Origin of the sequence: Amycolatopsis kentuckyensis, assembly GCF_041679295.1 — a bacterium.
GTDB classification, from domain to species: Bacteria; Actinomycetota; Actinomycetes; order Mycobacteriales; family Pseudonocardiaceae; genus Amycolatopsis; species Amycolatopsis kentuckyensis_A.
This window is the reverse complement of sequence record NZ_JBGDMD010000005.1, coordinates 289,143-311,907: the sequence shown is the minus strand read 5'-3', so window position 1 is coordinate 311,907 and position 22,765 is coordinate 289,143. Positions and strand designations below refer to the sequence as shown.

At 71.3% G+C, this 22,765-nt stretch carries 29 protein-coding genes; 16 read left to right on the top strand and 13 right to left on the bottom strand.

The annotated features are described in order from the left end of the window. Nucleotides 1-21: 21 nt before the first annotated feature. Nucleotides 22-309 carry a DUF4342 domain-containing protein gene (locus tag ACERZO_RS22495; RefSeq protein ID WP_372666695.1) on the bottom strand — a complete coding sequence of 96 codons (288 nt, stop codon included), beginning with the start codon at nucleotides 307-309 and terminating at the stop codon, nucleotides 22-24. After that, the gene (locus tag ACERZO_RS22490; protein WP_372666694.1) at nucleotides 306-1,559 is read right to left on the bottom strand and encodes a styrene monooxygenase/indole monooxygenase family protein; all 1,254 of its coding nucleotides are present in this window, start codon (nucleotides 1,557-1,559) and stop codon (nucleotides 306-308) included. The genes ACERZO_RS22495 and ACERZO_RS22490 overlap by 4 nt, the downstream gene beginning before the upstream one ends. An 88-nt stretch (nucleotides 1,560-1,647) precedes the next feature. On the opposite strand from ACERZO_RS22490, the gene ACERZO_RS22485 reads away from it, so the two are divergent. Next, a complete protein-coding gene (locus ACERZO_RS22485) occupies nucleotides 1,648-2,241 on the top strand; it encodes a GNAT family N-acetyltransferase (protein WP_372666693.1) in 594 nt (197 codons plus the stop codon). A 7-nt stretch (nucleotides 2,242-2,248) separates the two neighbouring features. Here ACERZO_RS22485 and ACERZO_RS22480 read toward each other — a convergent pair whose 3' ends face one another. The 4 genes from ACERZO_RS22480 to ACERZO_RS22465 are packed head-to-tail and all read right to left on the bottom strand — an operon-like array spanning nucleotide 2,249 to nucleotide 5,103. Continuing rightward, on the bottom strand, nucleotides 2,249-3,472 hold the full coding sequence (locus tag ACERZO_RS22480; RefSeq protein ID WP_372666692.1) for a serine hydrolase domain-containing protein: 1,224 nt from the start codon (nucleotides 3,470-3,472) through the stop codon (nucleotides 2,249-2,251). Nucleotides 3,473-3,481: 9 nt separating this feature from the next. Then, nucleotides 3,482-4,294 (bottom strand): siderophore-interacting protein, encoded by an 813-nt coding sequence (locus ACERZO_RS22475; RefSeq protein WP_372666691.1) that lies wholly within the window; start codon nucleotides 4,292-4,294, stop codon nucleotides 3,482-3,484. 33 nt (nucleotides 4,295-4,327) lie between these two features. After that, nucleotides 4,328-4,696 carry a hypothetical protein gene (locus ACERZO_RS22470; RefSeq protein ID WP_372666690.1) on the bottom strand — a complete coding sequence of 123 codons (369 nt, stop codon included), beginning with the start codon at nucleotides 4,694-4,696 and terminating at the stop codon, nucleotides 4,328-4,330. After that, nucleotides 4,693-5,103: an SgcJ/EcaC family oxidoreductase gene (locus ACERZO_RS22465; protein ID WP_372666689.1), complete on the bottom strand. Its 411-nt coding sequence runs from the start codon at nucleotides 5,101-5,103 to the stop codon at nucleotides 4,693-4,695. Before ACERZO_RS22465 ends, ACERZO_RS22470 begins: the two co-directional genes overlap by 4 nt. Nucleotides 5,104-5,184: 81 nt before the next feature. Between ACERZO_RS22465 and ACERZO_RS22460 the strand changes: the two genes are divergently transcribed. After that, on the top strand, nucleotides 5,185-5,889 hold the full coding sequence (locus tag ACERZO_RS22460) for a TetR/AcrR family transcriptional regulator (RefSeq protein WP_372666688.1): 705 nt from the start codon (nucleotides 5,185-5,187) through the stop codon (nucleotides 5,887-5,889). On the opposite strand, the gene ACERZO_RS22455 is transcribed toward ACERZO_RS22460, so the two are convergent. The 3 genes from ACERZO_RS22455 to ACERZO_RS22445 are packed head-to-tail and all read right to left on the bottom strand — an operon-like array spanning nucleotide 5,886 to nucleotide 8,497. Further along, nucleotides 5,886-6,806, bottom strand: a complete 921-nt coding sequence (locus ACERZO_RS22455; protein WP_372666687.1) for an NADP-dependent oxidoreductase — start codon at nucleotides 6,804-6,806, stop codon at nucleotides 5,886-5,888. The two genes, ACERZO_RS22460 and ACERZO_RS22455, sit on opposite strands and share 4 nt — an antisense overlap. 60 nt (nucleotides 6,807-6,866) lie before the next feature. Continuing rightward, nucleotides 6,867-8,066 carry a radical SAM family heme chaperone HemW gene (gene hemW, locus ACERZO_RS22450; RefSeq protein WP_372666686.1) on the bottom strand — a complete coding sequence of 400 codons (1,200 nt, stop codon included), beginning with the start codon at nucleotides 8,064-8,066 and terminating at the stop codon, nucleotides 6,867-6,869. Nucleotides 8,067-8,080: 14 nt separating this feature from the next. Next, nucleotides 8,081-8,497, bottom strand: coding sequence for a VOC family protein (locus tag ACERZO_RS22445; RefSeq protein ID WP_372666685.1), 417 nt, complete (start codon nucleotides 8,495-8,497; stop codon nucleotides 8,081-8,083). 77 nt (nucleotides 8,498-8,574) lie between these two features. On the opposite strand from ACERZO_RS22445, the gene ACERZO_RS22440 reads away from it, so the two are divergent. The 11 genes from ACERZO_RS22440 to ACERZO_RS22390 all read left to right on the top strand — a co-directional run bounded on the left by ACERZO_RS22440 (nucleotide 8,575) and on the right by ACERZO_RS22390 (nucleotide 17,151). Beyond that, entirely contained in the window at nucleotides 8,575-9,150 is a 576-nt protein-coding gene (locus ACERZO_RS22440; RefSeq protein WP_372666684.1) for a TetR/AcrR family transcriptional regulator, read from the top strand. 13 nt (nucleotides 9,151-9,163) lie between these two features. Beyond that, nucleotides 9,164-9,298, top strand: a complete 135-nt coding sequence (locus tag ACERZO_RS22435; protein ID WP_372666683.1) for a putative leader peptide — start codon at nucleotides 9,164-9,166, stop codon at nucleotides 9,296-9,298. A 110-nt stretch (nucleotides 9,299-9,408) separates the two neighbouring features. Then, nucleotides 9,409-11,097 (top strand): nitrite/sulfite reductase, encoded by a 1,689-nt coding sequence (locus ACERZO_RS22430; protein ID WP_372666682.1) that lies wholly within the window; start codon nucleotides 9,409-9,411, stop codon nucleotides 11,095-11,097. After that, entirely contained in the window at nucleotides 11,094-11,249 is a 156-nt protein-coding gene (locus tag ACERZO_RS22425) for an Insertion element protein (protein ID WP_372666681.1), read from the top strand. Before ACERZO_RS22430 ends, ACERZO_RS22425 begins: the two co-directional genes overlap by 4 nt. Next, nucleotides 11,246-11,941 (top strand): phosphoadenylyl-sulfate reductase, encoded by a 696-nt coding sequence (locus ACERZO_RS22420; RefSeq protein WP_372666680.1) that lies wholly within the window; start codon nucleotides 11,246-11,248, stop codon nucleotides 11,939-11,941. Before ACERZO_RS22425 ends, ACERZO_RS22420 begins: the two co-directional genes overlap by 4 nt. An 11-nt stretch (nucleotides 11,942-11,952) precedes the next feature. After that, nucleotides 11,953-12,873, top strand: a complete 921-nt coding sequence (cysD, locus tag ACERZO_RS22415) for a sulfate adenylyltransferase subunit CysD (protein WP_372666679.1) — start codon at nucleotides 11,953-11,955, stop codon at nucleotides 12,871-12,873. Then, nucleotides 12,873-14,135 carry a sulfate adenylyltransferase subunit 1 gene (locus ACERZO_RS22410; RefSeq protein WP_372666678.1) on the top strand — a complete coding sequence of 421 codons (1,263 nt, stop codon included), beginning with the start codon at nucleotides 12,873-12,875 and terminating at the stop codon, nucleotides 14,133-14,135. Before cysD ends, ACERZO_RS22410 begins: the two co-directional genes overlap by 1 nt. After that, nucleotides 14,132-14,869, top strand: a complete 738-nt coding sequence (locus tag ACERZO_RS22405) for a sirohydrochlorin chelatase (RefSeq protein ID WP_372666677.1) — start codon at nucleotides 14,132-14,134, stop codon at nucleotides 14,867-14,869. Before ACERZO_RS22410 ends, ACERZO_RS22405 begins: the two co-directional genes overlap by 4 nt. A gap of 73 nt (nucleotides 14,870-14,942) precedes the next feature. Next, nucleotides 14,943-15,500 (top strand): hypothetical protein, encoded by a 558-nt coding sequence (locus ACERZO_RS22400; protein ID WP_372666676.1) that lies wholly within the window; start codon nucleotides 14,943-14,945, stop codon nucleotides 15,498-15,500. Nucleotides 15,501-15,668: 168 nt separating this feature from the next. Beyond that, entirely contained in the window at nucleotides 15,669-16,298 is a 630-nt protein-coding gene (locus ACERZO_RS22395) for a cyclase (protein WP_372666675.1), read from the top strand. 85 nt (nucleotides 16,299-16,383) lie between these two features. After that, nucleotides 16,384-17,151 carry an enoyl-CoA hydratase family protein gene (locus tag ACERZO_RS22390; protein WP_372666674.1) on the top strand — a complete coding sequence of 256 codons (768 nt, stop codon included), beginning with the start codon at nucleotides 16,384-16,386 and terminating at the stop codon, nucleotides 17,149-17,151. Here ACERZO_RS22390 and ACERZO_RS22385 read toward each other — a convergent pair. After that, nucleotides 17,148-18,425, bottom strand: coding sequence for an MFS transporter (locus ACERZO_RS22385; protein ID WP_372666673.1), 1,278 nt, complete (start codon nucleotides 18,423-18,425; stop codon nucleotides 17,148-17,150). The two genes, ACERZO_RS22390 and ACERZO_RS22385, sit on opposite strands and share 4 nt — an antisense overlap. Before the next feature lie 102 nt (nucleotides 18,426-18,527). Here ACERZO_RS22385 and ACERZO_RS22380 point away from each other — a divergent pair, with 102 nt between their 5' ends. Beyond that, nucleotides 18,528-19,493, top strand: coding sequence for an Lrp/AsnC family transcriptional regulator (locus ACERZO_RS22380; RefSeq protein ID WP_372666672.1), 966 nt, complete (start codon nucleotides 18,528-18,530; stop codon nucleotides 19,491-19,493). Here the strand turns inward: ACERZO_RS22380 and ACERZO_RS22375 are convergent. From ACERZO_RS22375 to ACERZO_RS22365, 3 genes are read right to left on the bottom strand one after another with little or no spacing between them, the layout of a single operon-like run. Beyond that, the gene (locus ACERZO_RS22375) at nucleotides 19,468-19,836 is read right to left on the bottom strand and encodes a barstar family protein (protein WP_372666671.1); all 369 of its coding nucleotides are present in this window, start codon (nucleotides 19,834-19,836) and stop codon (nucleotides 19,468-19,470) included. The genes ACERZO_RS22380 and ACERZO_RS22375 overlap by 26 nt on opposite strands. Continuing rightward, on the bottom strand, nucleotides 19,833-20,297 hold the full coding sequence (locus ACERZO_RS22370) for a ribonuclease domain-containing protein (RefSeq protein ID WP_372666670.1): 465 nt from the start codon (nucleotides 20,295-20,297) through the stop codon (nucleotides 19,833-19,835). Before ACERZO_RS22370 ends, ACERZO_RS22375 begins: the two co-directional genes overlap by 4 nt. 11 nt (nucleotides 20,298-20,308) lie before the next feature. Then, entirely contained in the window at nucleotides 20,309-20,512 is a 204-nt protein-coding gene (locus ACERZO_RS22365) for a hypothetical protein (protein WP_086676857.1), read from the bottom strand. A gap of 59 nt (nucleotides 20,513-20,571) precedes the next feature. Between ACERZO_RS22365 and ACERZO_RS22360 the strand changes: the two genes are divergently transcribed. Together ACERZO_RS22360 and ACERZO_RS22355 are read left to right on the top strand one after the other, a co-directional pair. Continuing rightward, complete coding sequence (locus tag ACERZO_RS22360; RefSeq protein ID WP_372666669.1) at nucleotides 20,572-21,537, top strand: quinone oxidoreductase family protein; 966 nt, start codon at nucleotides 20,572-20,574, stop codon at nucleotides 21,535-21,537. A gap of 137 nt (nucleotides 21,538-21,674) precedes the next feature. After that, nucleotides 21,675-22,718 carry an alpha/beta fold hydrolase gene (locus ACERZO_RS22355; protein WP_372666668.1) on the top strand — a complete coding sequence of 348 codons (1,044 nt, stop codon included), beginning with the start codon at nucleotides 21,675-21,677 and terminating at the stop codon, nucleotides 22,716-22,718. The last annotated feature ends 47 nt before the right edge of the window (nucleotides 22,719-22,765 follow it).

The window sequence follows — 22,765 nt, the reverse complement described above, 5'->3', positions numbered from 1 at the left end:
GACGACCCGGCCACCGTCCGGTCAGTCGCCCGTGCCCTCTCCGGGCTTCTCGGGGGCCGGCAGGTGGTCGACTTCGATGGTCCATTCCTTGGCCAGCGCGGCGATCGCCCCGACCGCGGTGACGACCGGGGCGGCGATCACGGCCACGACACCGGCCGTGACCGGGATCTCCAGCACCGTGTGGCCCTCGTCGTTCTTGACGCGGATCCGCCGCACGTTGCCTTGGTGGATGAGTTCCTTGACCCGCGCGACCAGGGCCTGGCCGCGGAACCGTTCGGCCCGCTGCGTCGTCGGGTTGTCGGCCGTCATGTTCGTTCCTCCTCCGGATGGGGCTGCTCCCCGAGTCTGCCCGGAGCCGTCTCGCGCAGGTAGGCCATCGCCGCTTCGGGATCGCCCAGCCAGCCTTCGTAGTCGGCCGGGTTCTCGAAGAGGTGCGCGAACCGGTGCGCCACCTCGGGCACGCGCTGGGCGGCGGCCAACGTCGCGAGGACGTGGTCCGGCGGCGGGGCCAGGAGGTCGTTGTTGAAGCGCGTCGCGTGCCGGGCGTGGTGCCAGTAGCGGGCGAAGGCGTCGTGCATGAACTCCTCGTCGAACGGCCGGTCGCCGCGGTCGACGATGGCCTCCTGGTACGCCCGCGCCGCGCGGGCGGCCATGTTCGCGCCCTGGCCGCCGACCGGGTCGTTGGTCACCGCGGTGTCGCCCATCGCGAGGACCTTCGCCCCGGACGGCAGCGTGCCCACCGGGTGCCGCACGATCGGCGTGATCCGGCCGTGCAGCATCTCGGTGGGCGCCACCGGACGCGCGTTGTCGAGCAGCGTCGCCTGCCAGGGGTACTGCGTGCGCAGCAGCTTCCGGGCGGTTTCGTAGTGCTGGTCGACGTCGGCGATGTCGTCCCAAACGTCCATCGGGCCGCCGGGCAGGCCGAAGAAGCCGATGCCGTGCACCGGGCCGTGCACCGAAAGCACCGGGAGCAGGAAGAACTCGCCGACCGGGGCCATGCCGAAGGTGAGGCCGGGCACGGCGTCGAGCGCGCCGGCGACGTAGAGGATGCCGATCGCCCGCTGCGGTTCGCGGTAGGGCGAGCGGTCGTCGTCACGCGGGAAAAGCGCGTCGAACTGCGGCCCGCGCCCGGCGGCGACGACGAGCAACTCGAACTCGCGGGCGCATTCGTCGAGGTCGGCCGGGGTCACGCGGCGGATGCGCAGCTCGCCGCCGAGGCGCTCGAACTCGGTCATCCAGTCGGCGACCTTGACGCGCTGATCGACCGACTGGGCCGGCCGGTCGAGCCCGACGCGCCAGGAAATGGCGGGTTCGGTGCCCTCGCCGGCGGCGGCGAAGGCGACTTCGCGGATGGGCGGCGCTTCCCAGAAGTCGATGCCGAGCGCGCGTTCTCGCTGGAGAGCGGGGTCGAACAGGCACTGGTTGGAGACGAGCCGCCCTTCGCGCACGTCGGCGGCGGTGCGCTCGGCGAACACCGTGACGTCGTAGCCGCGTTGCCGCAGGCCGATGCCGAGGACGAGCCCCGCCTGCCCCGCTCCGACGATCCCGATCCGCCGCATGGCCGCCCCCTCGGAAACCCTTTGCTGCCAACGTACTCGATTTCCGCGAACCGGCCCTGCCCGATCGGGCGGCCGCTAGGGTGGGCCGGTGACGGAACCGCCGAAGGGATTCGACCGCACGCTCCTCCTCCGCGACGGCCGCCGGGTGCGCGTCCGCCCGCTGACCCCGCAGGACGCCCCAGAGCTGGGCGAAGCGATCCGGAACGCGGACCCGGAGACGCTCCGCCGCCGGTTTTGCGGTTCGGCCCCGCGCGTAACGCCCCGCCTGTTGGAGCGGCTGACGGTGCTGGACTACGAGCGCCGGTTCGCCCTGGTGGCCCGTTCGCTGGAGGGTCCGGGGGTGGCGGTCGCCCGCTACGAGGCAACGGGCCGGCGGATGGCGGAGGTGGCGATCGCGGTGGCCCCGGCGTGGCGCCGGGTGGGGTTGGCATCGGCGTTGCTCCACATGCTGGGGCTGGCGGCGCTGGAGCGCGGCTTCGAGAGGTTCACGGCCGTGTATTCGGCGGACAACCGTCCGGTGGCGGAGCTTTTGGACTACGCACGGGGGCGGCGAGTGATCGCTGAGGGGGTGGCCGAGGCGGAGGTCCAGCTTCGGGACCATCCGGAGGCTCCGCCGGTGACCGCTCCGATCCCGGTAGCGGGACCGGAGCGGCGATTCTCGTTCTTCAAGCCGAGCCAGTGAGGCGCGCTCAGTCCACCAGCGCCTGATAGACCAACTGCCTCAGCTGAGAACGCAACCGATAGGTACTCGACGGCAACAGCTGCGTGTAGAACCCCACGGTCAAATCCTCATCCGGATCCACCCAAAAAGCCGTGGAAGCCGCCCCGCCCCAAGCGAACTCGCCCGCCGACGACAACGTTCGCGCCTTCACCGGGTCCTCCAGCACCGAGAATCCCAGCCCGAACCCGTGCCCGTCGAACGGCATCTCCGCGAACAACGGCCGCCCGAACTCCTCCAAGTCCACGTGCCCCGGCAGGTGATTCGAAGCCATCAGCGACACCGTTCGCGGGGACAGCAAGCGGACGTCGTCCAACGCTCCGCCCCGCAGCAGCATCTCCGTGAAACGCCAGTAGTCCGCGGCCGACGACACCAACCCGCCACCGCCGGACAGGCAGTCCGGACGGGACGTCCCCAGCCGGCCGAACGCGTCGTTCCGGACCAGCCCGTCCGCCGACGGCACGTAAAGCGCAGCCAACCGAGCCGGCGAAGAAGCCACGAACCCCGTGTCCGTCATCCCCAGCGGTGTGAAGATCCGCGACGCGAAGAACTCGTCCAACGGCAGCCCCGAAACGACCTCGACCAGCCGACCGAGGACGTCCGTCGCCACCGAGTAGTTCCACTCCGCTCCCGGCTGGAACACCAGCGGCAACGAGGCCCACCGCTCGGAACACGCCGCCAGGTCCAGACCCGGCGGCGTCCCCCACTCGAACCCCGCCGAACGGTAGATCGCGTCCACCGGGTGGCCGTGGTGGAAGCCGTACGTCAGGCCCGCCGTGTGCGTCAGCAGGTGCCACACGCGGATCGGCTCGGTCGCCGGCTCGGTCAGGGGCGACAGCGCCGACCCCTTGACGTACACCCGCGGCGACGCGAACTCCGGCAGCCAGCGCGAGATCGGGTCGTCCAGCTCCAGCAGGCCCTCTTCGGCGAGCATCATCGCCGCGACCGACGTGATCGGCTTCGTCATCGAGAAGATCCGCCACAGCGTGTCGGTCTCCACCGGGGTGCCGGCTTCGACGTCGCTGTACCCGCCGCTGCCGAGGTGCACGATCCGGCCGTGCCTGCTCACCACCGCGAGCCAGCCCGGCAACCGTCCGTTCTCGACGTACCGGTCGAAGTGCGCGTCGATCCGGGACAGCCGGTCCGCGTCGAACCCGGCTTCGGCCGGGTCGACGTCCACCTTGAGGTTCGCCATGCGGCGAGATTACTTCTCGCGGGCCCGTTCGGCCGCCTTCTCCTCGCGCCAGGCTTCGTCGTTCTTGCCGAGGCGCCAGTACCCGGAGATGGAGAGCAGCTCACGCCGCACGCCGCGCTCGTCGAGCAGGTACTTCCGCAGTTCGCGGACGAATCCCGCCTCGCCGTGCACGAACGCCTGGACGACGCCGTCGCGCCACGGCAGCGCGCGCACCGCCGCGGCGACGTCGCCGCCGGCCGACCGGTGCAGCCACGTGATCTGCGCGTCGGCCTTCGTGACCAGCGACTGCTCCTCGTCGGCGTTCTCGACCAGGATCACGGCCTGCGCCGGGACGCCCGCCGGGAGCGCCTCCAGGGACGCCGCGATGGCCGGCAACGCGCTTTCGTCGCCGACCAGCAGGTGCCAGTCGGCCTCGTCGCCCGGCGCGTACGCCCCGCCAGGGCCGGACAGCAGTAGTTCGTCGCCCACCCGGGCGGCCGCCGCCCACGGGCCGGCGATGCCCTCGTCGCCGTGGTGGACGAAGTCGAAGGTCAGCTCGCCGGCCTGCGGGTCGAACGCCCGGACCGTGTAGGACCGCATCCGCGGCCAGTGCTCCCGCGGCAGCGTCGCCCGGCACTCCTGGACGTCGAACGGCTCGGGGTACTCGACGCCGGGCACCTTGAACAGCACCTTGACGTAGGCGTCGGTGAACGCGTTGGGCTGGAAATCGGCGATTCCTTCGCCGCCCGCGACGATCCGGATCATGTGCGGGGTCAGCCGCTCGGTGCGCAGCACGCGCAGTTTCACCGCGGGCCGTCCGGACCGCCGGGGTGCTTCGGCCATCGGCCATCTCCTCGCTCAGCTACTAAGGCTTACCTAAGCAACCGTACGCGCCGAATCCGGCCCGTGGCCATCGGGCCGCGCGAGTTCTTCGAGCATCCGGGCAAAACCGGCGGCCGTCTTCGCCCGGAACCCGACGAAGAACCGGTTCGCCAGCGGGACACCCCAGCGTCCCCAGGTGGCCGCGTTGACCACCCGGTGCTCGACGCGCGCACCGCCCGGATCCGGCGTGACGCGGTATTCGCCGCGGTACCACCAGCCGCCCTGGACCGCGAGGAACCCCCGCTCGCGGTCGACCTCCGTCCGCATCGGGTAGCCGCCCCCGGTCACGCGGCGCAGCACGTCCTCGAACACCTCGTCCGGCGGCCGCGCGACGACCCCCGACGCCTCCGCAAGCGTTTTCACCCGCGCGGATCCGAGACGCGCGTGTTCTGGAACGCCGTGATCAGCCACTCGCCGTCCTCCTCGACGAGCACGAAGCTCACGGTCGACTCGCGCCCCTCGTCGGTGGTGTCCGCGCCGGTCAGCGACGAGCCACCGCCGACGACGGCCACGGCGACGTCGGGCCGGACGAACCGCACCTTCGCGGTGGCGCCGAGCTGCCCCGTCAGCTTGGAGCCCTTCAGCGGCCCCTCGAAGAGGGCGCGGTGCGAGCTTTCGATCGCCTCGCGGCCGGGGAAGTTGAGGCCGAAGAACGTCACGTAGTCGGCGTCTTCGGTGAAGAGCCGGCCGTACGCGGTCGCGTCGCCGGCGTTCCAGGCTTCGGTGAGCTGCCCGAGCACGGCCCGGACTTCGGTTTCCGCAGTGGTCATGAGATCCCCTTTACGAACGCTGTTCGTTCTACGAACACCGTTCTACATACGAACGCTGTTCGCGTCAAGTACAGTGTTCGCGTGACCGTTCCCCCGCCCCCGTGGCGCAGCGCCCCGCGCCGGCGCGCCGCGAAACCCGCGCTCTCCCAGGAGCTCGTCGTGAAGACGGCGCTGGAAATCCTGGCGAAGGAGGGCCTCGACGCGGTCACCATGCGGCGGGTCGCCCAGGAGCTGGAGACGGGACCGGCGTCGCTCTACGCGCACGTCGCCAACAAGGACGAGCTGGCGGAGCTGATGCTCGACGCCGTGCTCGCCGAGGCGCCGATCCCCGCCCCGGACCCGGCGCGCTGGGACGACCAGGTCAAGGACCTCGTCCGCGGCCAGATCCGGGTGATGGTCGCGCACCCCGGGATCGCCCGGGTGGCGTGGGACATCGCCGTGCCGGTCACGCCGAGTTCCCTGCGGCAGGGCGAGGCGATGCTCGCTCTGCTTCGCGCGGGCGGCTTGACGCTCAAGCAGGCGACCTTCGCGGGTGACGCCCTGTCGCTCTACGCCAAGGCGTACGCGTACGAAGCGAGTGGCTGGACGTGGGGCGACATCGACGAAGCGGAGACCGCGAAGCGCGGCGAGCAGATGGTGGCGTACATGCGCTCACTGCCCGCCGACGCGTTCCCGAACATGCTGCGGATCGGCGAGTTCTTCTCCGCCGAGACGGCCACCGAACGCCTCGAGTTCGCCCTCGACGTCTACCTCGCCGGCTTGAAGGTCGTGGCGGCGAAGAACTAGGGCCGCAGGACGATCTTGCCGCGCGTGTGCCGCTGCTCCAGCTCGCGGTAGGCCGCACGAACCTCGTCCAACGGATAGACGCGCGCGATCGGGACCTCCAGCAATCCCTTGCCCACCAGCAAGCTCAACTCGCGCAGCACCTCGGACGACGCGCCGGCCATGTTCCCCTCGGTCTTCACGTTGTACTTCGCGGCCGCCTCGAAGTCGATGATCGTGTCGATCCGCCCCGGGTGGATCCCCAGGTGCAGCGCCAATTCCACATACCCCGAGCCGAACGTGTCGACGAACGCGTGCACACCGTCGGGCGCGGCTTCCCTGATCCGCTCCAGCACACCGTCGCCGTAGGCCACCGGAATGACACCCAGCTCGTGCAGCCACGCGTGGTTCGCGGGACCCGCCAGGCCGATCACCGTGGCGCCGGCGAGCAGCGCAAGCTGGGCCGCCAGCGATCCGACGCCGCCGGCCGCGCCCGAGATGACCACCGTGTCGCCCTCGCGCGGGCACACCGCGGCCGTCGCCGCGTAGGCCGTCGTACCCGCGACGAACAACGCGCCCGCGACTTCCCACGGCACGTCGTCCGGCTTCGGAGTGAGATCCGAAGCCTCCGCCACCACGTAGTCCGCGTGGCTCGACCGCGTGTGCACGAAGCCGATCACCTCGTCGCCGACGGCGATCTCCTCCACGCCCTCGCCGAGTTCCGCGACGACGCCCGCGAAGTCGCTGCCCTGACCGGACGGGAACGTCGCCGGGAAGCGCTCGTGCAGGAGCCCCCGCCGGATCGAAGCCTCGCCCGGGTTGATCCCGGCGGCGCGGACCTCGACGAGCACCTGCCCCCGTCCCGGTGCCGGCCGCGGCACGTCCTCGACCCGGAGGACCTCCACGTCGCCGTACTCGTCGAACCTGATCGCGCGCGCCATGGGGCCTCCTAAGTCGTTGCTCGATACAAGCAACGACCGGGCGGCCGGTTTTAATTCCCGCTAGCCCGCGAGGCGCCGGACGACGCCGTCGGCCAGCAGCCGGCCGCGGTCGGTCAGGACCGCGCGGCCGCGGGAGTCCAAAGCGGACGGATCGAGCAGGCCCTCGGCGGCGGCCGCCCGGGCTTCGGCGAGCCCGGGCTCGTCGAGCACGTCCAGCGGAAGCCCTTCCGCGACACGCAGTTCGAGCATGATCCGCTCGAGGTGCTGGTCGTCGTCGGTGAGCACCTCGCGCCCGCCCGCGGGCGAGTCGCCGGCGGCCAGCAGCGCCGCGTAGCGGGACGGGTGCTTGACGTTCCACCAGCGCACCCCGCCGACGTGGCTGTGCGCGCCCGGACCGGCGCCCCACCAGTCGTCGCCGCGCCAGTAGCCGAGGTTGTGGCGGCAGCGGGCGGCGTCGGACGACGCCCAGTTCGACACCTCGTACCAGCGCAACCCCGCTGCCGAGAGCGTCGCGTCGATCATCTCGTAGTCCGCGGCCAGCACGTCGTCGTCCGGTGCGGGCAGCTCACCGCGGCGGACGCGGCGGGCCAGCGCGGTGCCGTCCTCGACGATCAGCGCGTACGCCGAGACGTGGTCGACCCCGGCGGCCAGCACGGCGTCGAGCGTCGCGAGCAGGTCGTCGGGGCGCTCGCCCGGCGTGCCGTAGATCACGTCGAGGTTCACGTGCTCGAACCCGGCCGCGCGGGCCTCGGCGGCGGCCTGGCCCGGCCGGCCCGGGGTGTGCACGCGGTCGAGGATCTTCAGCACGTGCGGTGCCGCCGACTGCATGCCGAGCGAGACGCGCGTGTAGCCGGCTTCGCGGATGCCGGCGAAGAACTCCGGCGACGTCGATTCCGGGTTCGACTCCGTCGTCACCTCGGCGCCCGGGGCGAGCCCGAAGACGTCGCGGACGGCGTCGAGCACCGAGGCGAGGCCGTCGGCGCCGAGCAGCGACGGGGTGCCGCCGCCGACGAACACGGTGTCGGCCGCGGGTGGCACGACCAGCACGCGCGCGGCCAGCTCCAGCTCGCGCCGCAGCCCGTCGAGCCAGGACTGCGGCGACGAGCCGGAGTCGAGCTCGCCCGCGGTGTAGGTGTTGAAGTCGCAGTAGCCGCAGCGCGTCGCGCAGAACGGGACGTGCACGTAGACCCCGAACGGCCGGCTGCCGACGCCTTTCAGCGCGCTTTCGGGCAGCGTGAGGTCGGTCGGGGAATCGGGCATACCCCGATTGTCCCCTACGAAGCCGGGGTGTTCGCCGCCGCCCACTCCGGGTCGACGGGGATCATCTCGATGACGTCCAGCAGCACGCCGTTCGGATCGGCGACGTAGAAGTGCCGCTGCCCGTAGACCTCGTCGACGACCGGCGTGACCAGTTCCACACCCGCTTCTTCCAGCCGCTTCGCCTCCGCGGCGGCGTCTTCGACGACGAGCCCGAACATCAGCCCGGCCGTCTCCGCGGCGCGGTAGCCCACCGGCACCGACTCGTGGCCGCGCTGGACGAAGCTGATCTCGTAGCCGGGCGCGCCGGCGTTCACGCTGGCGAACCAGTCCAGCTCGACGGTCACGGCCAGGCCGATCACGTCCGCGTAGAAGCGGGTGGTCGCGGCGACGTCGTCGACCAGGTACCCCGCCCCGAACCCCTTGACCTGCATCCCCGGTTCCTCTCTCCAAACCACTGTGTTTGTAGTACTCTAAACGTAGTGGTTCGAATCGGGCAAGGAGAACTCCGGTGCGGCAGAACACCGAACGGCGGACGGCCCTGACCGACGCGGCGATCGAGGTGCTGGCTCGCGACGGCGCACGGGGGCTCACCTACCGGGCGGTGGACACCGAGGCGGGCGTGCCGCCGGGGACGACGTCGAACTACTTCCGCAGCCGTGACCAGCTGCTGGCCGAGGCCGGCGACCGCGTGCACGTCCGGCTGTCGGCGCCGGAGGAGGTCATGGCCGACCCGCGGGCGGAAGCGCCGTCGACCACCCGGGTCGCCGCGCTGCTCGGCGACCTGATGACCCGGCTGACCACCCGCCGCAGCTCCTACCTCGCCCTGCTCGAACTGCGGCTGGAGGCGAACCGGCGGCCGGAGCTGGCGGCGGCATTGACCGCGACGGTGAGGGAAAGCTTCGAGATCAGCCTGGGCTTCCACGAGGCCGCCGGGCTGCCGGGCGGACGCGACGAAGTCCTGCTGCTCTACTTGGCCCTGACCGGCCTGACCGTCGAGCGGTTGACATTGCCCGAAGCCTTCTCCGGGTACTCGGACGCGCAGGTCGTGCGCCTGCTGGTCGACCGCATTCTCCCAGGCGAGTGACCCTTCTCCCACCATGCGGGCAGGCCTGGACCACATTGTGGACGCGTGGCACGCTGACGCCGTGACTCATGCCGGTGTACTCCTCGTGGCGCGCCGCCACGTCGACCTCCTGCGGGTCGCCAGCGCCCTCTGCGCACCCGTTCGCTGACTCCCCGATCGCCACCACCTGCCACGAAATCTGGACAGCCGGCGCCGGAGGACACACCCGCGAGCCGGTGGTCCTCCGCCGCCACGAAAAGCCTCTCGGAGGACGCCGCCATGGCCACGCCCCAGACCCCCGCCCGCCCCGCGCGCGTCAAGCAGAAGCGCGGCGAAGGGCAGTGGGCGCTCGGTTACCGGGAGCCGCTGAACCCGAACGAGCGGTCGAAGAAGGACGACCACCCGCTCAACGTGCGGGCGCGGATCGAGAACATCTACGCCCACCGCGGGTTCGACGCGATCGACCCGGGTGACCTGCGCGGCCGGTTCCGCTGGTTCGGTCTCTACACCCAGCGCAAGCCGGGCATCGACGGCGGCCGCACCGCGACGCTGGAGCCCGAAGAGCTCGACGACCGCTACTTCATGCTGCGGGTTCGGCTCGACGGCGGCGCGCTGACCACCGAGCAGCTCACCGTGCTCGGCGAGATCTCGCAGGCGTACGCGCGCGACACCGCCGACATCACCGACCGGCAGAACATCCAGTACCACTGGATCCGGATCGAAGACGTCCCGACGATCTGGGCGAAGCTCGAGAACGCCGGCATGACCACGATGGAAGCCTGCGGCGACAGCCCGCGCGTGATCCTCGGCTCGCCGGTCGCCGGCATCGCGGCGGACGAGGTCATCGACGGGACCCCGGCGATCGACGAGGTCAAGCGCCGCTACATCGGCAAGCCGGAGTTCGCCAACCTGCCGCGCAAGTTCAAGACCGCCATCTCCGGCCAGCCGGACGTCGCCCACGAGATCCACGACGTCGCGTTCGTCGGCGTGAACCACCCCGAACACGGGCCCGGCTTCGACGTCTGGGTCGGCGGCGGCCTGTCGACCAACCCGATGCTCGGCCAGCGCCTCGGGGCCTGGGTGCCGCGCGACGAGGTGCCCGACGTCTGGGAAGGCGTCATCTCGATCTTCCGCGACTACGGCTACCGGCGGCTGCGGTCGCGGGCCCGGATCAAGTTCCTGGTCAAGGACTGGGGCGCGGAGAAGTTCCGGCAGGTGCTGCAGGACGAGTACCTCAAGCGCGAGCTGATCGACGGCCCGGCGCCGGAGCAGCCCGCCGTCCCGATCGACCACGTCGGGGTGCACCCGCAGGTCGACGGCAAGTTCTACCTCGGCGCGGCGCCGGTCGCCGGCCGCGTCTCCGGCGGCACGCTGGTCGCCGTCGCGAAGGCCGCCGAGCGCGCCGGGTCCGGGCGGGTCCGGCTGACCCCGCAGCAGAAGCTCGTGGTGCTCGACGTGCCGGAGCAGCAGGTCGGGACGCTCCAGGCGGAGCTCGCCGAGCTGGGCCTGGACACGAAGCCGTCGCCGTGGCGGCGCAGCGTGATGGCCTGCACCGGGCTGGAGTTCTGCAAGCTCGCCATCGTCGAGACGAAGGCCCGCGCGCAGCAGCTCGTCGCGGACCTGGAGAAGTCCCTCGCCGACATCCAGGACGGTCTCGACACGCCGGTCAGCGTGCACCTCAACGGGTGCCCCAACTCCTGCGCGCGGATCCAGACCGCCGACATCGGCCTCAAGGGCCAGATCGTCACCGACGCCGACGGCAACCAGGTCGAGGGCTTCCAGGTGCACCTCGGCGGCGGGCTCGGCCTCGACGCCGGGTTCGGCCGGAAGCTGCGCGGCCACAAGGTGACCTCGGGCGAGCTGACCGGGTACGTCGAGCGCGTCGTCCGCAACTACGTCGCCGGGCGCGAACCCGGCGAGCGGTTCCCGCAGTGGGCCGCGCGGGCCGAGGAAAGCGCCCTCCAGTGACCTCCACCGAACGCGCGGTGCCGTACTACTGCCCTTATTGCGGCGACGAGGACCTGCGACCGGAAGAGAACGGCGGCTGGCTGTGTTCCAGCTGTCGCCGGGTTTTCTCGGTCAAGTTCCTCGGACTTTCCCTTCCGGAGGTGTCCCGATGACCGCCACTGCCGACTACAGGACGCTCGCCGAGCGCGCGTCGAAAGAACTCGCCGACGCGACCGCCGACGAGGCGATCCGCTGGACCGTCGAAACTTTCGGCGACGACTTCATCGTCGCGTCCAACATGCAGGACGCCGTCCTGATCGACCTCGCCACGAAGGTGAAGTCCGATGTGGACATCCTCTTCCTGGAGACGGGCTACCACTTCCCGGAGACGATCGGCACGCGGGACGCCGTGCAGACGGTCTACCCGGACGTTCGCATCGTCAACGCGCAGGCCGAGCAGAGCGTCGCCGAGCAGGACGCGGAATACGGCGAGAAGCTGCACGACCGCGACCCGACGCTGTGCTGCAACCTGCGCAAGGTCGTACCGCTGCGCAAGACCCTGGCGAACTACTCGGCGTGGATCACCGGCGTGCGCCGCGTGGACGCGCCGACCCGTGCGAACACCCCGATCGTCACCTGGGACGACCGCAACGGCCTGGTGAAGGTCAACCCGATCGCGGCGTGGACCGACGACGAGTTCAACGGCTACATCCGCGAGCACGGGATCCTCGAGAACCCGCTGGTTTCGATCGGCTACCTGTCGATCGGCTGCGCGCCCTGCACGGCGCGCGTCGAGCCGGGTCAGGACCCGCGCAGCGGCCGGTGGGCGGGCCAGAGCAAGACCGAGTGCGGACTGCACGGCTGAGGAAGGGACGCATGACGACCTTGGAGCCCGCAACTGACGCGGCACAGGACAACCTCGCGGCTTTGGAGTCCGAAGCCATCCACATCTTCCGGGAGGTGGCAGGCGAGTTCGACCGCCCGGTGATCCTGTTCTCCGGCGGCAAGGACTCGACGCTGCTGCTGCACCTGGCGATCAAGGCGTTCTGGCCGGCGCCGGTGCCGTTCCCGCTGCTGCACGTCGACACCGGGCACAACTTCGCCGAGGTCATCGAGTTCCGCGACCGCGTCGTCGAGCGACACGGCCTGCGCCTGGTCGTCGCGAAGGTCCAGGACTGGATCGACGACGGGCGCCTGGAAGAGCGCGCCGACGGGATGCGGAACCCGTTGCAGACCACGCCGTTGCTCGACACGATCGCGGAGAACAAGTTCGACGCCGTGTTCGGCGGCGGCCGCCGCGACGAGGAGCGGGCCCGGGCCAAGGAGCGGATCTTCAGCCTCCGCAACGCTTTCGGCCAGTGGGAGCCGCGCCGGCAGCGGCCCGAGCTGTGGAACCTCTACAACGGACGGCACCGCCCGGGCGAGCAGGTCCGCGTCTTCCCGCTGTCCAACTGGACCGAGGCCGACGTCTGGAACTATATCGCCCGCGAGAAGGTCGAGCTGCCGTCGATCTACTACGCGCACCGGCGCGAGGTCTACCTGCGCGACGGGATGCTGCTGGCCGAAGGGCCGTGGGGCGGCCCGCGACCCGGCGAAGAGGTCCGCGAGCTGACGGTCCGCTACCGGACGGTCGGCGACGGGTCCTGCACCGGCGCGATCGAATCCACCGCCGTCACGGTCGAGGACGTGATCGCCGAGGTGTCGGCGTCACGGCTGACCGAGCGCGGCGCGACCCGCGCCGACGACCGGATGTCCGAAGCGGCCATGGAAGACCGCAAGCGTGAGGGGTACTTCTGATGAGCTCGCTGCTTCGCCTGGCCACGGCCGGGAGCGTCGACGACGGCAAGTCCACTTTGGTCGGCCGGCTGCTCTACGACACCAAGTCGGTGCTCGCCGACCAGCTCGACGCCGTCACGCGCGCGTCCGTCGACAAGGGACTGTCCACACCGGATCTTTCCTTGCTCGTGGACGGCCTGCGCTCGGAACGCGAGCAGGGCATCACGATCGACGTCGCGTACCGGTACTTCGCCACGCCGAAGCGGTCGTTCGTGCTGGCCGACACCCCGGGCCACGTGCAGTACACGCGCAACACGGTGACCGGCGCGTCCACCGCGCAGCTGGCCGTGCTGCTGGTCGACGCGCGCAAGGGCGTCATCGAGCAGACCCGGCGGCACGCGGCCGTGCTGGCGCTGCTGGGCGTGCCACAGCTGGTGCTGGCGGTGAACAAGATCGACCTGGTCGACTACGACGAGGCGACGTTCACCGTGATCGCCGAGGAGTTCGCCGCGCACGCGCTCTCGCTGGGGTACGCGCGCGGTTCGGTGCTCGCGATCCCGGTGTCCGCGTTGGAAGGCGACAACGTCGCGACGCGCTCGGAGCGGACGCCGTGGTACTCCGGCCCGAGCCTGCTGGAGCACCTGGAGGACGTGCCGGTCGCGCCCGACCCGCACGACTCGGCGCTGCGGTTCCCGGTGCAGTACGTCATCCGCCCGCGGACGGCGGAGTACCCCGACTACCGCGGCTACGCGGGCCAGATCGCCGCGGGCACCGTGCGGCCGGGCGACGAGATCGTCGTGCTGCCGCAAGGGATCCGCAGCCGCGTCGAGCGCATCGACACCGCCGACGGTCCCCTGGACGAGGCCGGCGCCGGGACGTCGGTGACGCTGCTGCTGGCCGACGACATCGACATCGCCCGCGGCGACCTGATCGCCGCGGCGGACGCACCGCCGCGGGTCACCGACGAGATCACCGGCACGCTGTGCTGGCTGTCGTCGAAGCCGCTGAAGGAAGGGGCGCGCGTGCTGGTCAAGCACGGCACCCGGACGGTCCAGGCCCTGGTCGGCGAGTTGCACGCGCGGTTCGACGAGCAGACCCTGTCCAGTGTGGACGACCCGGCTTCGCTGGAGCTCAACGACATCGGCCGCGTGACGCTGCGACTGGCCGAAGAGCTGGGCGTGGACGACTACGGCGTCAGCCCGCGCACCGGCGCGTTCCTGGTGATCGACCCGAAGGACGGCGACACGCTGGCCGCGGGCCTGGTGGGTGAGCGCTTCTCGTGACGCCGCCCCTGGTCGCCGTCGCGCACGGCAGTCGCGATCCCCGCTCGGCTTCGACCGTGCGGGCCCTCGTCGACGTCGTTCGCGCGCAGGCCCCGGGTTTGCCGGTCCACGAGTCCTTTTTGGACTTGTCGGCACCGCTCGTCACGGACGTGCTGCGGGAGCTGTACGCGGACGGCCACCGAACGGCGGTCGTGGTGCCGTTGCTGCTGGGCAGTGCGTTCCACGCGCGGGTCGACCTGCCGGCGTTGGTCGACGACGTCGTTTCTTCGTGCCCCGGTTTCCGGATCCAGGTGTCGGACGTGCTGGGCGCGGACCCGGCACTGGAGGAAGTCGCTCTGGAGCGGCTGGCCGCCGCGCCGCGCCGACGTGGGATGGGCGTGCTGCTGAGCGCGGTCGGCTCGTCCAACGCGTCGGCGAACGAGGTAGTCGCTTCCCTGGCGGCGCGCTGGGAAGAGCGGCTGGGCGTCCCGGTGAGCGAGGCGTTCGCGTCGGCCACCCAGCCGGACCTCCCCTCCGCGGCGGCTCGTCTACGCGCCCGAGGGGTGCGGCACCTGGTCGTGGCGTCGTGGTTCCTGGCGCCGGGGCTGCTGCCGGACCGGATCGCGCGGCTCGCCCGTGAGGCGGATCCGGGGGCGTTCATCGCGGAGCCCCTCGCCGACGACCCGCGCGTCGCCGACGTCGTCATCAGCCGGTACGCCACCGCGGTGAGCGGACTGCTGCGCCAGTACGCGTAGCCCGCGGTCCGTGCCATGCTGGACGGCATGGCACGGGGGCGGCTGATCGTCGGTGGAGCAGTGCTCATCATGGGTGCGGGCCGCCGCCGGATCCGAAGCCGCGCGGACGAACCGCACGCTCCACGACCGCTGGGCCACGACCCCGCTCGCACAGCTGCGGCAGGAGCTCCCCGCGGCGCAGTGGACCGAACCTCGCGTGCGAGAGGTGTGCGAAGCCGACTACGCCACCAACTTCGGCGAGCGCGACCCCGGCACGCTCACGTGCGTGACGGACTACGGCCGGCAAGCCGGATTCGACGGCGAGCTGCCGGACGTCCTGCGCGCTGTCGACGCCGCGACGCGGAAGCTGGGCTGGTCCGACCGTGACCAACGGCTGGTGACGGCCCTCGCCTACTACGAAACGACCCACCGCGGTGACGCCGCGACCGTACCCGCCGTCACCTACCTCGTTCCGGAGCCGGCGTCCGGCACCACGGACTGCGGCGGGCCGAGCTCCCTGAGCGTGTCGTCGGTCGAGCGGGCCGCCGGCCGCGACCACGGCGCCCGAGCTGCTGCGCGGCCACCGGTTCGTGCTGACCTTCGGCATGGGCAGCCGGTGCCGGCTCCCCGTCGGATGACCCACTGTCGGTAGCACAGGGCCACTCACCACCGCCAAAAGGCGAGTCTTATTCACATTTAGCATCACCCTGCGCGCATGGGAACGGTAAATCCTTGACGCGCTAGTTAACTTGCCGGTAACTATCTAAGCGCTGCGCAGCTTTCTCCCTCCCCTCTTGAAACCGCAGGTAGGTGGATACAGATGAAAGCTCTTCACCTTTCCAAGCTGGGCGTTCTGGCCGCGGCCGCCGCCCTTCCCCTCGCCCTCGCCGCTCCGGCGCAGGCGGCCACCACCGTCACCTTCGACTGTCAGGCCGACGCCCCGATCGTCGGCCCTCAGCAGGTGTCGCTGAACCAGGACACCGACGTCACGGCGCCCGCCACGGTCGCGCCCGGTGGCGCTTTCGACGTCGTCATCGATCCCGCGCCGAACACCGTGCCGAGCGAAGTCAGCGGGAACAAGGTCAAGAACATCAACACCTTCGCGCTGAAGTTCCCGATCCCGGCCAACTCCACCTACGTCGGCGCGGATCTGACCGGCGGCTCCGGCCTCGGCAGCACCGCTCCCACCATCGCGGTCGCGAACGGCGTCGCGACCCTGAGCTTCCCCGGCCCGATCGCCGGCGGCGCCACCTTCGAGCTGCCGACCGTCACCGCGCACCTGACCGCGGGCCAGTCGGGCACGATCGAGACGAAGCTGTCCGGGACGAGCTACAGCGACCCGGGTCTGACGTTCAAGGCGGTGGCGAGCACGATCATCGGCGACGTCACCGCGCCGACGGCCTGCTTCCCCGACCCCAGCCCGGTCTTCACCACGACGACCATCGGCTGACCGCCCGGGCCACCCCGCAGGTGCGAGCCCGCGGGGTGGCCCGCGTAACACCGGCCGCGCGCCACGGATGTGCAAGGGTGTCGGCATGGCTGACGAACTGGTGCACTACGACGTGGTGGGCGGCACCGCCACGATCACCCTGGACTCCCCGCACAACCGCAACGCGCTCTCGGCCCAGCTTCGCCGCGAGCTCTCGGAAGCGCTGGCCACCGCGGCCACCGACGACGCCGTGCGGGTCATCGTGCTCACCCACACGGGTCCGGTGTTCTGCGCGGGGATGGACCTCAAGGAGGCCCGCGGCGCCGGCGCGGGCGACCAGGGCGTGAACGAGTTCCCGAAGATCCTCGAGCAGCTGTGGACGAGCCCGAAGCCGGTCGTCGCGCGCCTGGCCGGCCCCGCGCGGGCCGGCGGCATCGGCATGGTGGCGGCGTGCGACATCGCGGTGGCGGTGCCGGAAGCGACGTTCGCCTTCTCCGAGGTCCGCATCGGTGTCGTCCCGGCGGTGATTTCCTTGACGGTCCTGCCGCGCCTGAACCCGCGTGCGGCGCACGAGCTGTTCCTGACCGGCGACACGTTCGACGCCCGCCGCGCGGTCGAGATCGGCCTGCTGAACTCGGCGACGTCCGATTTGGACGCCGAAGTCACGCGGTTCGTGAAGGCGCTGGCGGCGGGCGGCCCGAAGGCGCTGGCCGAGACGAAGGCGCTGCTGAGCCGTCCCCGCCCGGCCACCCCGTCGGACGGCTTCGAGGAGATGTTGGGGCTGTCGGCCAAGTTCTTCGCCGGCGAGGAGGGCCAGGAGGGCATCCTGGCCTTCGCCCAGAAGCGCAAGCCGAACTGGGTCCCGCAGGACTAACCGGTGGCGACGGCCTGCTTGCGCGGAACCAGCGCGAGCAGGCCCGTCACCCCGCCGGACGCCGCGGCGATCACGTACACCGGCGTCAAACCCCCGGCCTGGTAAGCGATTCCGAGCACCGCGACCCCCAGCGTCTGCCCGAGCTGGCGGGTCGTCGTGAGGATCCCCGCGGCCATCCCGGCCCGTCCCGGCGGCGCCGCGGCCGCGATCGCCGCGCCCGTCGACGGGCCCGCGATCCCCACGCCCACGCCGGTCACCGCCAGGCCGATCGGAATCCCGGCGACCAGCAGCACCACGCAGCCGAGCGCGCCCAGCAACACCCCGGTTCCCAGCAGGACCCGCGGCGGGAACCGGTGCAGCACCTTCCCCAGCACCGTCGAAGTCAGGAACGACGCCACGGCCAGCGGCGCCATCGCGAGCCCGGCCGCGACCGGCGACTGCGAAAGAGCCAGCCACAACGACACGTACACCAGCGCCGCGAAGGTCAACGTCGACGCCGCCGCGCACGCGACCAGCGCCGTGAACCCGCCGTCGCGGAACAACCCCAGCTCCAGCAACGGTTCCGCCCGCCGCCGTTCCACCACGACGAACGCGGCGAAGGCCACCACCGAAACCACCAGCACCGGCACTGAGCCGCCCAAGGTCAGCCCGTGCACCAGGCTCGCGGCGAACACCGCGAACCACACCGCCCCCACGACGTCGAACCGGCCTCGCCGAACCGGGGTGTCACTTCCGATCGCGAAAGCAGCGAACACCCCGGTGAGCAAAGCCAACGGCACGTTGACGAAGAAGATCGCCGCCCACCCGAAGTACTCGGTCAGCACGCCGCCCACCACCGGGCCCGCCGCCGCGCCGAGCCCGTTCACCGCGAAGAACACGCTGATCGCGGTGCCCCGCGCACGTCCTTCGTAACAGGCAGCCAGCAACGCGAACCCCGTCACCGCCAACGCCGCGCCGCCGACCGCCTGCACCCCGCGCGCCGCGATCAGCGTCCCGATGTCCCCGGCGAACCCGCAGGCCAGGGACGCCAGACCGAACACCGCCAAGCCGGCGAGGAACACCCGCCGCAACCCCCAGCGGTCCGCGAGTGAACCCACGGCGAGCATCAGCACCGCCAGGACGAGCGTGTAGACGTCCGGCACCCACTGCAGCTGCCCCACCGACGCCGACAGGTCGGCGCCGATCCGGGGCAGCGCCACCGTCACGACGGTCGTGTCCAGCAGGAACAGGAACGACCCCGCACAGACCGCGGCCAACGGCCACCACTTGCGCATCGAAACTCCCTTCGTGTGCCCCGAAGAGTGCGGTCGCGGTGCCGATCACCACCAGACAAGTCGACAAATCCGCTGGAAACCGTCATGAGTTACCGTCAAGGCATGGAAACCGTCACGCTCGACGACGTCGACCGGGGCCTGGTCCACGCCCTGCAGCTCGACGGCCGGGCGCCGATGCGAACCCTCGGCGAGGTGCTCGGCGTCTCGGAGAACACCGTCGCCCGGCGCTACCAGCGGCTGCGGACCGCCGGCGTCCTGCGCGTCACGGGCGCGGTCAACGGCGGCGAAGCCGGTTACACGAGCTGGACCCTGCGCCTGCGCACGACCCCGGACGCGGGGGCCGCCGTCGCGGACGCGCTGGCCGACCGCGCCGACGTCTCGTGGGTGCACCTGCTCTCCGGCGGCACCGAGATCTCCTGCACCGTGCACGCACCCGGCTCGGCCGGGCGGGACGACCTCCTGCTGCACAAGCTGCCGCGCGCGAGCCGCGTCACCGCTGTTTCGGCGCACGAACTGCTGCACACGTTCGCGCTCCCGGACGGGTGGAGCGGGCTGCATTGCCTATCGCCCGAACAGATCGACCGGCTGCGGCCGCCGAAGCCCGACGGCCCCGGCCTCCCGCCGGAACCGGCCGACCAGCCGCTCCTCGACGCGCTCGCCCTCGACGGCCGGGCGAGCTACACGGCGCTGGCGAGGGCGACCGGGTGGTCCGACTCCACCGTGCGACGCCGGATGGACGTGCTGCGCCGGCACGGCACGCTGACCTACCACCTCGACCTCCCGCCGGCCGGGCTCGGCTTCCACTCCGAGACGCGGCTGTGGCTGACGGTGTCACCCGCGCACCTGGCCGAGGCGGGTGCGGAGCTGGCGAGTCACCCGGAGACGTCGTTCGCCGTCGCGACGACCGGCAGCACGAACCTCACGGCGATGGTGAACTGCCGCGACGCCCGCGACTTCTACCGCTACCTCACCGACCGCGTCGCCGGGATCCGCGGGGTGCAGACGCTCGAAAGCGCACCCGTGATCCGGACCGTCAAGCGCCTCAGGCGTCCGGCAGCACGACCGTGAGCCGCCACGAACCGGCGCTGCGGCCGCTCGGCCCGAGCGCGCGCTGCGCGTCCGAAAGCACGCTGCGGATCGCCAGGTACGTCTTGGGTTCGGCCGTGCGCAACGCTTCCGAGCCCGGCCAGATCAGCACGTGCTCCCCCGGCGGCAGCCAGGACAGGTCGGTCAGGCAGTCGTACAGCGCGTCGAGGTTGTGCCCGAAGTAGTCCGGAAAGGACAGTGCCTCGGCGAACGCCGTCAGCGTGCTCGCCTTGTCGACGGTCGGCTGCGAGTTCACCAGGTGCGGGTACGCGCCCCTCGCGAAGGCTGCTTCCGCGGCGGCCTTCGCCTGCTCCGAGGCGCTCATCGGGCCGGGTCCACGACGACGAACGACGCGTAGTGGTCGCCGGTGTAGTACAGCTCGTGCGCCTGCCCGGTGATCAGCCGCCGCGCGCCACGGTCGGCGCTGCCCGGCGTCTTCACGGTGTACTCGTGGTAGTAGCCGGACTTCTTGCCGGGCAACCGCTTCTCGCGGTTTTCGAAGACGACGTCGTCGTTGCGCGGGTACGGGTACGGCCCGCCCTTTTCGATCAGCCGCCACGTGTCGGATGCCTGCGGCGGCAGGGTCGAGAGCGCCTTGACCGGCAGCCCGGAGTCCGCGCCCGGTACGGCCGCGCCGCCCTTGGCCGGCGTGCTCGCCGACGGGCTCGGCGAGGTGCTCGGGGACGCCGGGGAGCCGTCGCTGACGACGTCCTTGACCAGCCAGCCCCCCAGCACCAGCACGAGGAGCCCGATCAGCGCGGCGGTGATCCGCCTTCGGTTGAACATGGTGCGCCAGCCTAGGACGGGGTGTCGGAGCGGTCGTCGTCACGCCCGGGAGCGAGCCGGCGGGCGAAGAGCCCGACCAGCTTGTCGAGCACCCACGCGGCGGCCAGGCACAGCGGCACGACAACCACCATGACCAGCACGAACTGGACCGGGAACCAGGCCTGGGCGAGCCACAGCTCGACCCCGTCCCACCAGTCGGCAAGCCCGTTGAACACGGTGTGAGCCTACGCGCGCTCCACTGCCACCGCGCTTCCGGGGCGGTACGTTGCGAAGCATGTTCGCCGTGTACGCGCAGGAACCCAACGCCGAAAGCCCCCTGGACTCGCTCGTCGTCGGCGAGCGACCCGAACCCGACGTGCCGGACGGCTGGGTCCGCGTGCACGTCAAGGCGGCCAGCCTCAACATGCACGACCTCTGGACGCTGCGGGGGGTCGGCATCAAGCCCGACCAGTTCCCGATGATCCTCGGCTGCGACGGCGCCGGGACCCTCGACGACGGCTCCGAGGTCGTCATCCACTCCGTGATCAACGCGCCGGGCTGGCAGGGCGACGACACCCTCGACCCGAAGCGGACCCTGCTCACCGAGAAGCACCAGGGCACCTTCGCCGACCAGGTGATCGTCCCGGCCCGCAACGTCGTCCCGAAGCCCGCCGCGTTGAGCTTCGCCGAGGCCGCCACCATGGGCACGGCCTGGCTGACCGCGTACCGGATGCTCTTCGTGAAGTCCGGGTTGCGGCCCGGCCAGACGATGCTCGTGCAGGGTGCCTCCGGCGGCGTCTCGACGGCGCTGGTGCAGCTCGGCCGCGCGGCCGGGTTCCGGGTCTGGGTGACCGGCCGCACCGAGGAGAAGCGCGCGCTCGCGTCGAGCCTCGGCGCGCACCAGACGTTCGAGTCGGGCGCGCGGCTGCCCGAGCGCGTCGACGCCGTCTTCGAGACCGTCGGCAAGGCAACCTGGTCGCATTCGGTCAAATCCCTCAAGCCGGGCGGCATCATCGTGGTCTCCGGCTCGACCAGCGGCCCGGACGCGGGCGCGGAGCTGCAGCGCGTCTTCTTCCTCCAGCTGCGCGTCGCCGGCTCGACGATGGGCACCCGCGACGAGCTCGCGGACCTGCTCGCCTACCTCGACCTGACGGGGGTCCGGCCGCAGATCGGGGCCGAACTGCCCTTCGCCGAGGCCCCTAAGGGGTTCCGGGCCATGCTCGACGGCGACACCGCCGGCAAGATCGTCTTCACCCGCTAGACCCCCGCTGAGCTGGGCGGATCGGCTTGTTCCGCCCAGCTCGGCATCTGGTGAATCTTTGACGTACTCAGTTCGAGATCTGGTCGTTAGCACCTGAATTCGACCAAAACCCAATGGTCGCAAGGTAATCTTGAGGTATGACCGCAACGAAGCGGCCCGCCTCGGCTGGACCGGGCGGCCGGTCCAGCAGCGACCCGGACCCGATCCGGGTCTCCTTCCGGCGCTACGCCGGCGTCCGCACCCGCGTCCTGGAAGTCGGCGAAGCCGCTCCGGACCCGGAACTCCCCCGTCGTTCCCTGCGTCGCCGAGCCGCGACGCCGCACGTCAAGCCGTCGGCACCGCGGTTGGTGCTGCTGCACGGCTACTGCGACAGCGCCGACACGTGGCGCCCCGCCCTGGAGCAGCTCGCGGCCGCCGGGATCCCGGCGGTCGCGGTCGATCTGCCCGGGTTCGGTGACGCGCAGCCGCTACGGCCCGGCCCGATGCTGCCCCAGCTCGACGCGTTCACCACCGCCGTCGTGCGGGAACAAGCCGTGCTCGGCTCGGTCGTGCTGGCCGGGAACTCCCTCGGCGGCACGATGAGCCTGCGCGCGGCGCAGAACAGCCGGCTGCCGATCTCGGGCGTCGTCTCGATCGCCGCGCCCGGGTTCGTCGACTCGTGGCTGATCCGGACGGTCGCGCGCTACCCGCTGCCGCTGCGGCTGTACTCCGCATTGCCGGTCCCGGTCCCGGGTTTCCTGGTGCGCAAGGTCGCCGAGCAGGTCGTCCCGCGGCTGCTGTACGCCGACTCGAGCGTCGCCGACGCCGTGCAGGTGCAGCGCTTCACCGCGCTGTTCCCCGACTACCGCTCGACCAAGAGCCGTCTCGAGCAGGCCCGGCAGCTGGTCGCGGAACTCGCCGACGCCTACCGGCTCGAGTCGGTGAAGGTGCCGCTGCTGGTCGTCGCGTGCGGCAAGGACAAGCTCGTCACCGCGGCGTCCGGGCGGCAGCTGCACACGCTGGTGCCGCACAGCAGGCTGCTCGTCCGCGAGGACTGGGGACACTGCCCGCAGCTGGACGACCCGGTCGAGATCGCCGAGCTGCTCACCTACTTCGCGGCGAGCGCGGTCCGGACCACCCAGGCCAAGCGCGCCGCGGCGACGGCGACGGCGGCCGTGAGCGAGGACACCGCGGCGGGCTGAGCGGCTCACACTGTCTTCACGCGGAGTTGGCGGTAGGTTCCGGCGTT

Bases quoted from the DNA above. Each gene is read 5' to 3' on its own strand.
- ACERZO_RS22455 (WP_372666687.1), bottom strand. From the start codon at position 6,806: ATGGCGCGCGCGATCAGGTTCGACGAGTACGGCGACGTGGAGGTCCTC.
- ACERZO_RS22355 (WP_372666668.1), top strand. From the start codon at position 21,675: ATGACCGCAACGAAGCGGCCCGCCTCGGCTGGACCGGGCGGCCGGTCC.
- ACERZO_RS22430 (WP_372666682.1), top strand. From the start codon at position 9,409: ATGGCCACGCCCCAGACCCCCGCCCGCCCCGCGCGCGTCAAGCAGAAG.
- ACERZO_RS22490 (WP_372666694.1), bottom strand. From the start codon at position 1,559: ATGCGGCGGATCGGGATCGTCGGAGCGGGGCAGGCGGGGCTCGTCCTC.
- ACERZO_RS22475 (WP_372666691.1), bottom strand. From the start codon at position 4,294: ATGGCCGAAGCACCCCGGCGGTCCGGACGGCCCGCGGTGAAACTGCGC.
- ACERZO_RS22380 (WP_372666672.1), top strand. From the start codon at position 18,528: ATGGAAACCGTCACGCTCGACGACGTCGACCGGGGCCTGGTCCACGCC.
- ACERZO_RS22390 (WP_372666674.1), top strand. From the start codon at position 16,384: ATGGCTGACGAACTGGTGCACTACGACGTGGTGGGCGGCACCGCCACG.
- ACERZO_RS22420 (WP_372666680.1), top strand. From the start codon at position 11,246: ATGACCGCCACTGCCGACTACAGGACGCTCGCCGAGCGCGCGTCGAAA.
- ACERZO_RS22435 (WP_372666683.1), top strand. From the start codon at position 9,164: ATGCGGGCAGGCCTGGACCACATTGTGGACGCGTGGCACGCTGACGCC.
- ACERZO_RS22445 (WP_372666685.1), bottom strand. From the start codon at position 8,497: ATGCAGGTCAAGGGGTTCGGGGCGGGGTACCTGGTCGACGACGTCGCC.
- ACERZO_RS22375 (WP_372666671.1), bottom strand. From the start codon at position 19,836: ATGAGCGCCTCGGAGCAGGCGAAGGCCGCCGCGGAAGCAGCCTTCGCG.
- ACERZO_RS22360 (WP_372666669.1), top strand. From the start codon at position 20,572: ATGTTCGCCGTGTACGCGCAGGAACCCAACGCCGAAAGCCCCCTGGAC.
- ACERZO_RS22395 (WP_372666675.1), top strand. From the start codon at position 15,669: ATGAAAGCTCTTCACCTTTCCAAGCTGGGCGTTCTGGCCGCGGCCGCC.
- ACERZO_RS22480 (WP_372666692.1), bottom strand. From the start codon at position 3,472: ATGGCGAACCTCAAGGTGGACGTCGACCCGGCCGAAGCCGGGTTCGAC.
- hemW (WP_372666686.1), bottom strand. From the start codon at position 8,066: ATGCCCGATTCCCCGACCGACCTCACGCTGCCCGAAAGCGCGCTGAAA.
- ACERZO_RS22495 (WP_372666695.1), bottom strand. From the start codon at position 309: ATGACGGCCGACAACCCGACGACGCAGCGGGCCGAACGGTTCCGCGGC.
- ACERZO_RS22410 (WP_372666678.1), top strand. From the start codon at position 12,873: ATGAGCTCGCTGCTTCGCCTGGCCACGGCCGGGAGCGTCGACGACGGC.
- cysD (WP_372666679.1), top strand. From the start codon at position 11,953: ATGACGACCTTGGAGCCCGCAACTGACGCGGCACAGGACAACCTCGCG.
- ACERZO_RS22385 (WP_372666673.1), bottom strand. From the start codon at position 18,425: ATGCGCAAGTGGTGGCCGTTGGCCGCGGTCTGTGCGGGGTCGTTCCTG.
- ACERZO_RS22370 (WP_372666670.1), bottom strand. From the start codon at position 20,297: ATGTTCAACCGAAGGCGGATCACCGCCGCGCTGATCGGGCTCCTCGTG.
- ACERZO_RS22465 (WP_372666689.1), bottom strand. From the start codon at position 5,103: ATGACCACTGCGGAAACCGAAGTCCGGGCCGTGCTCGGGCAGCTCACC.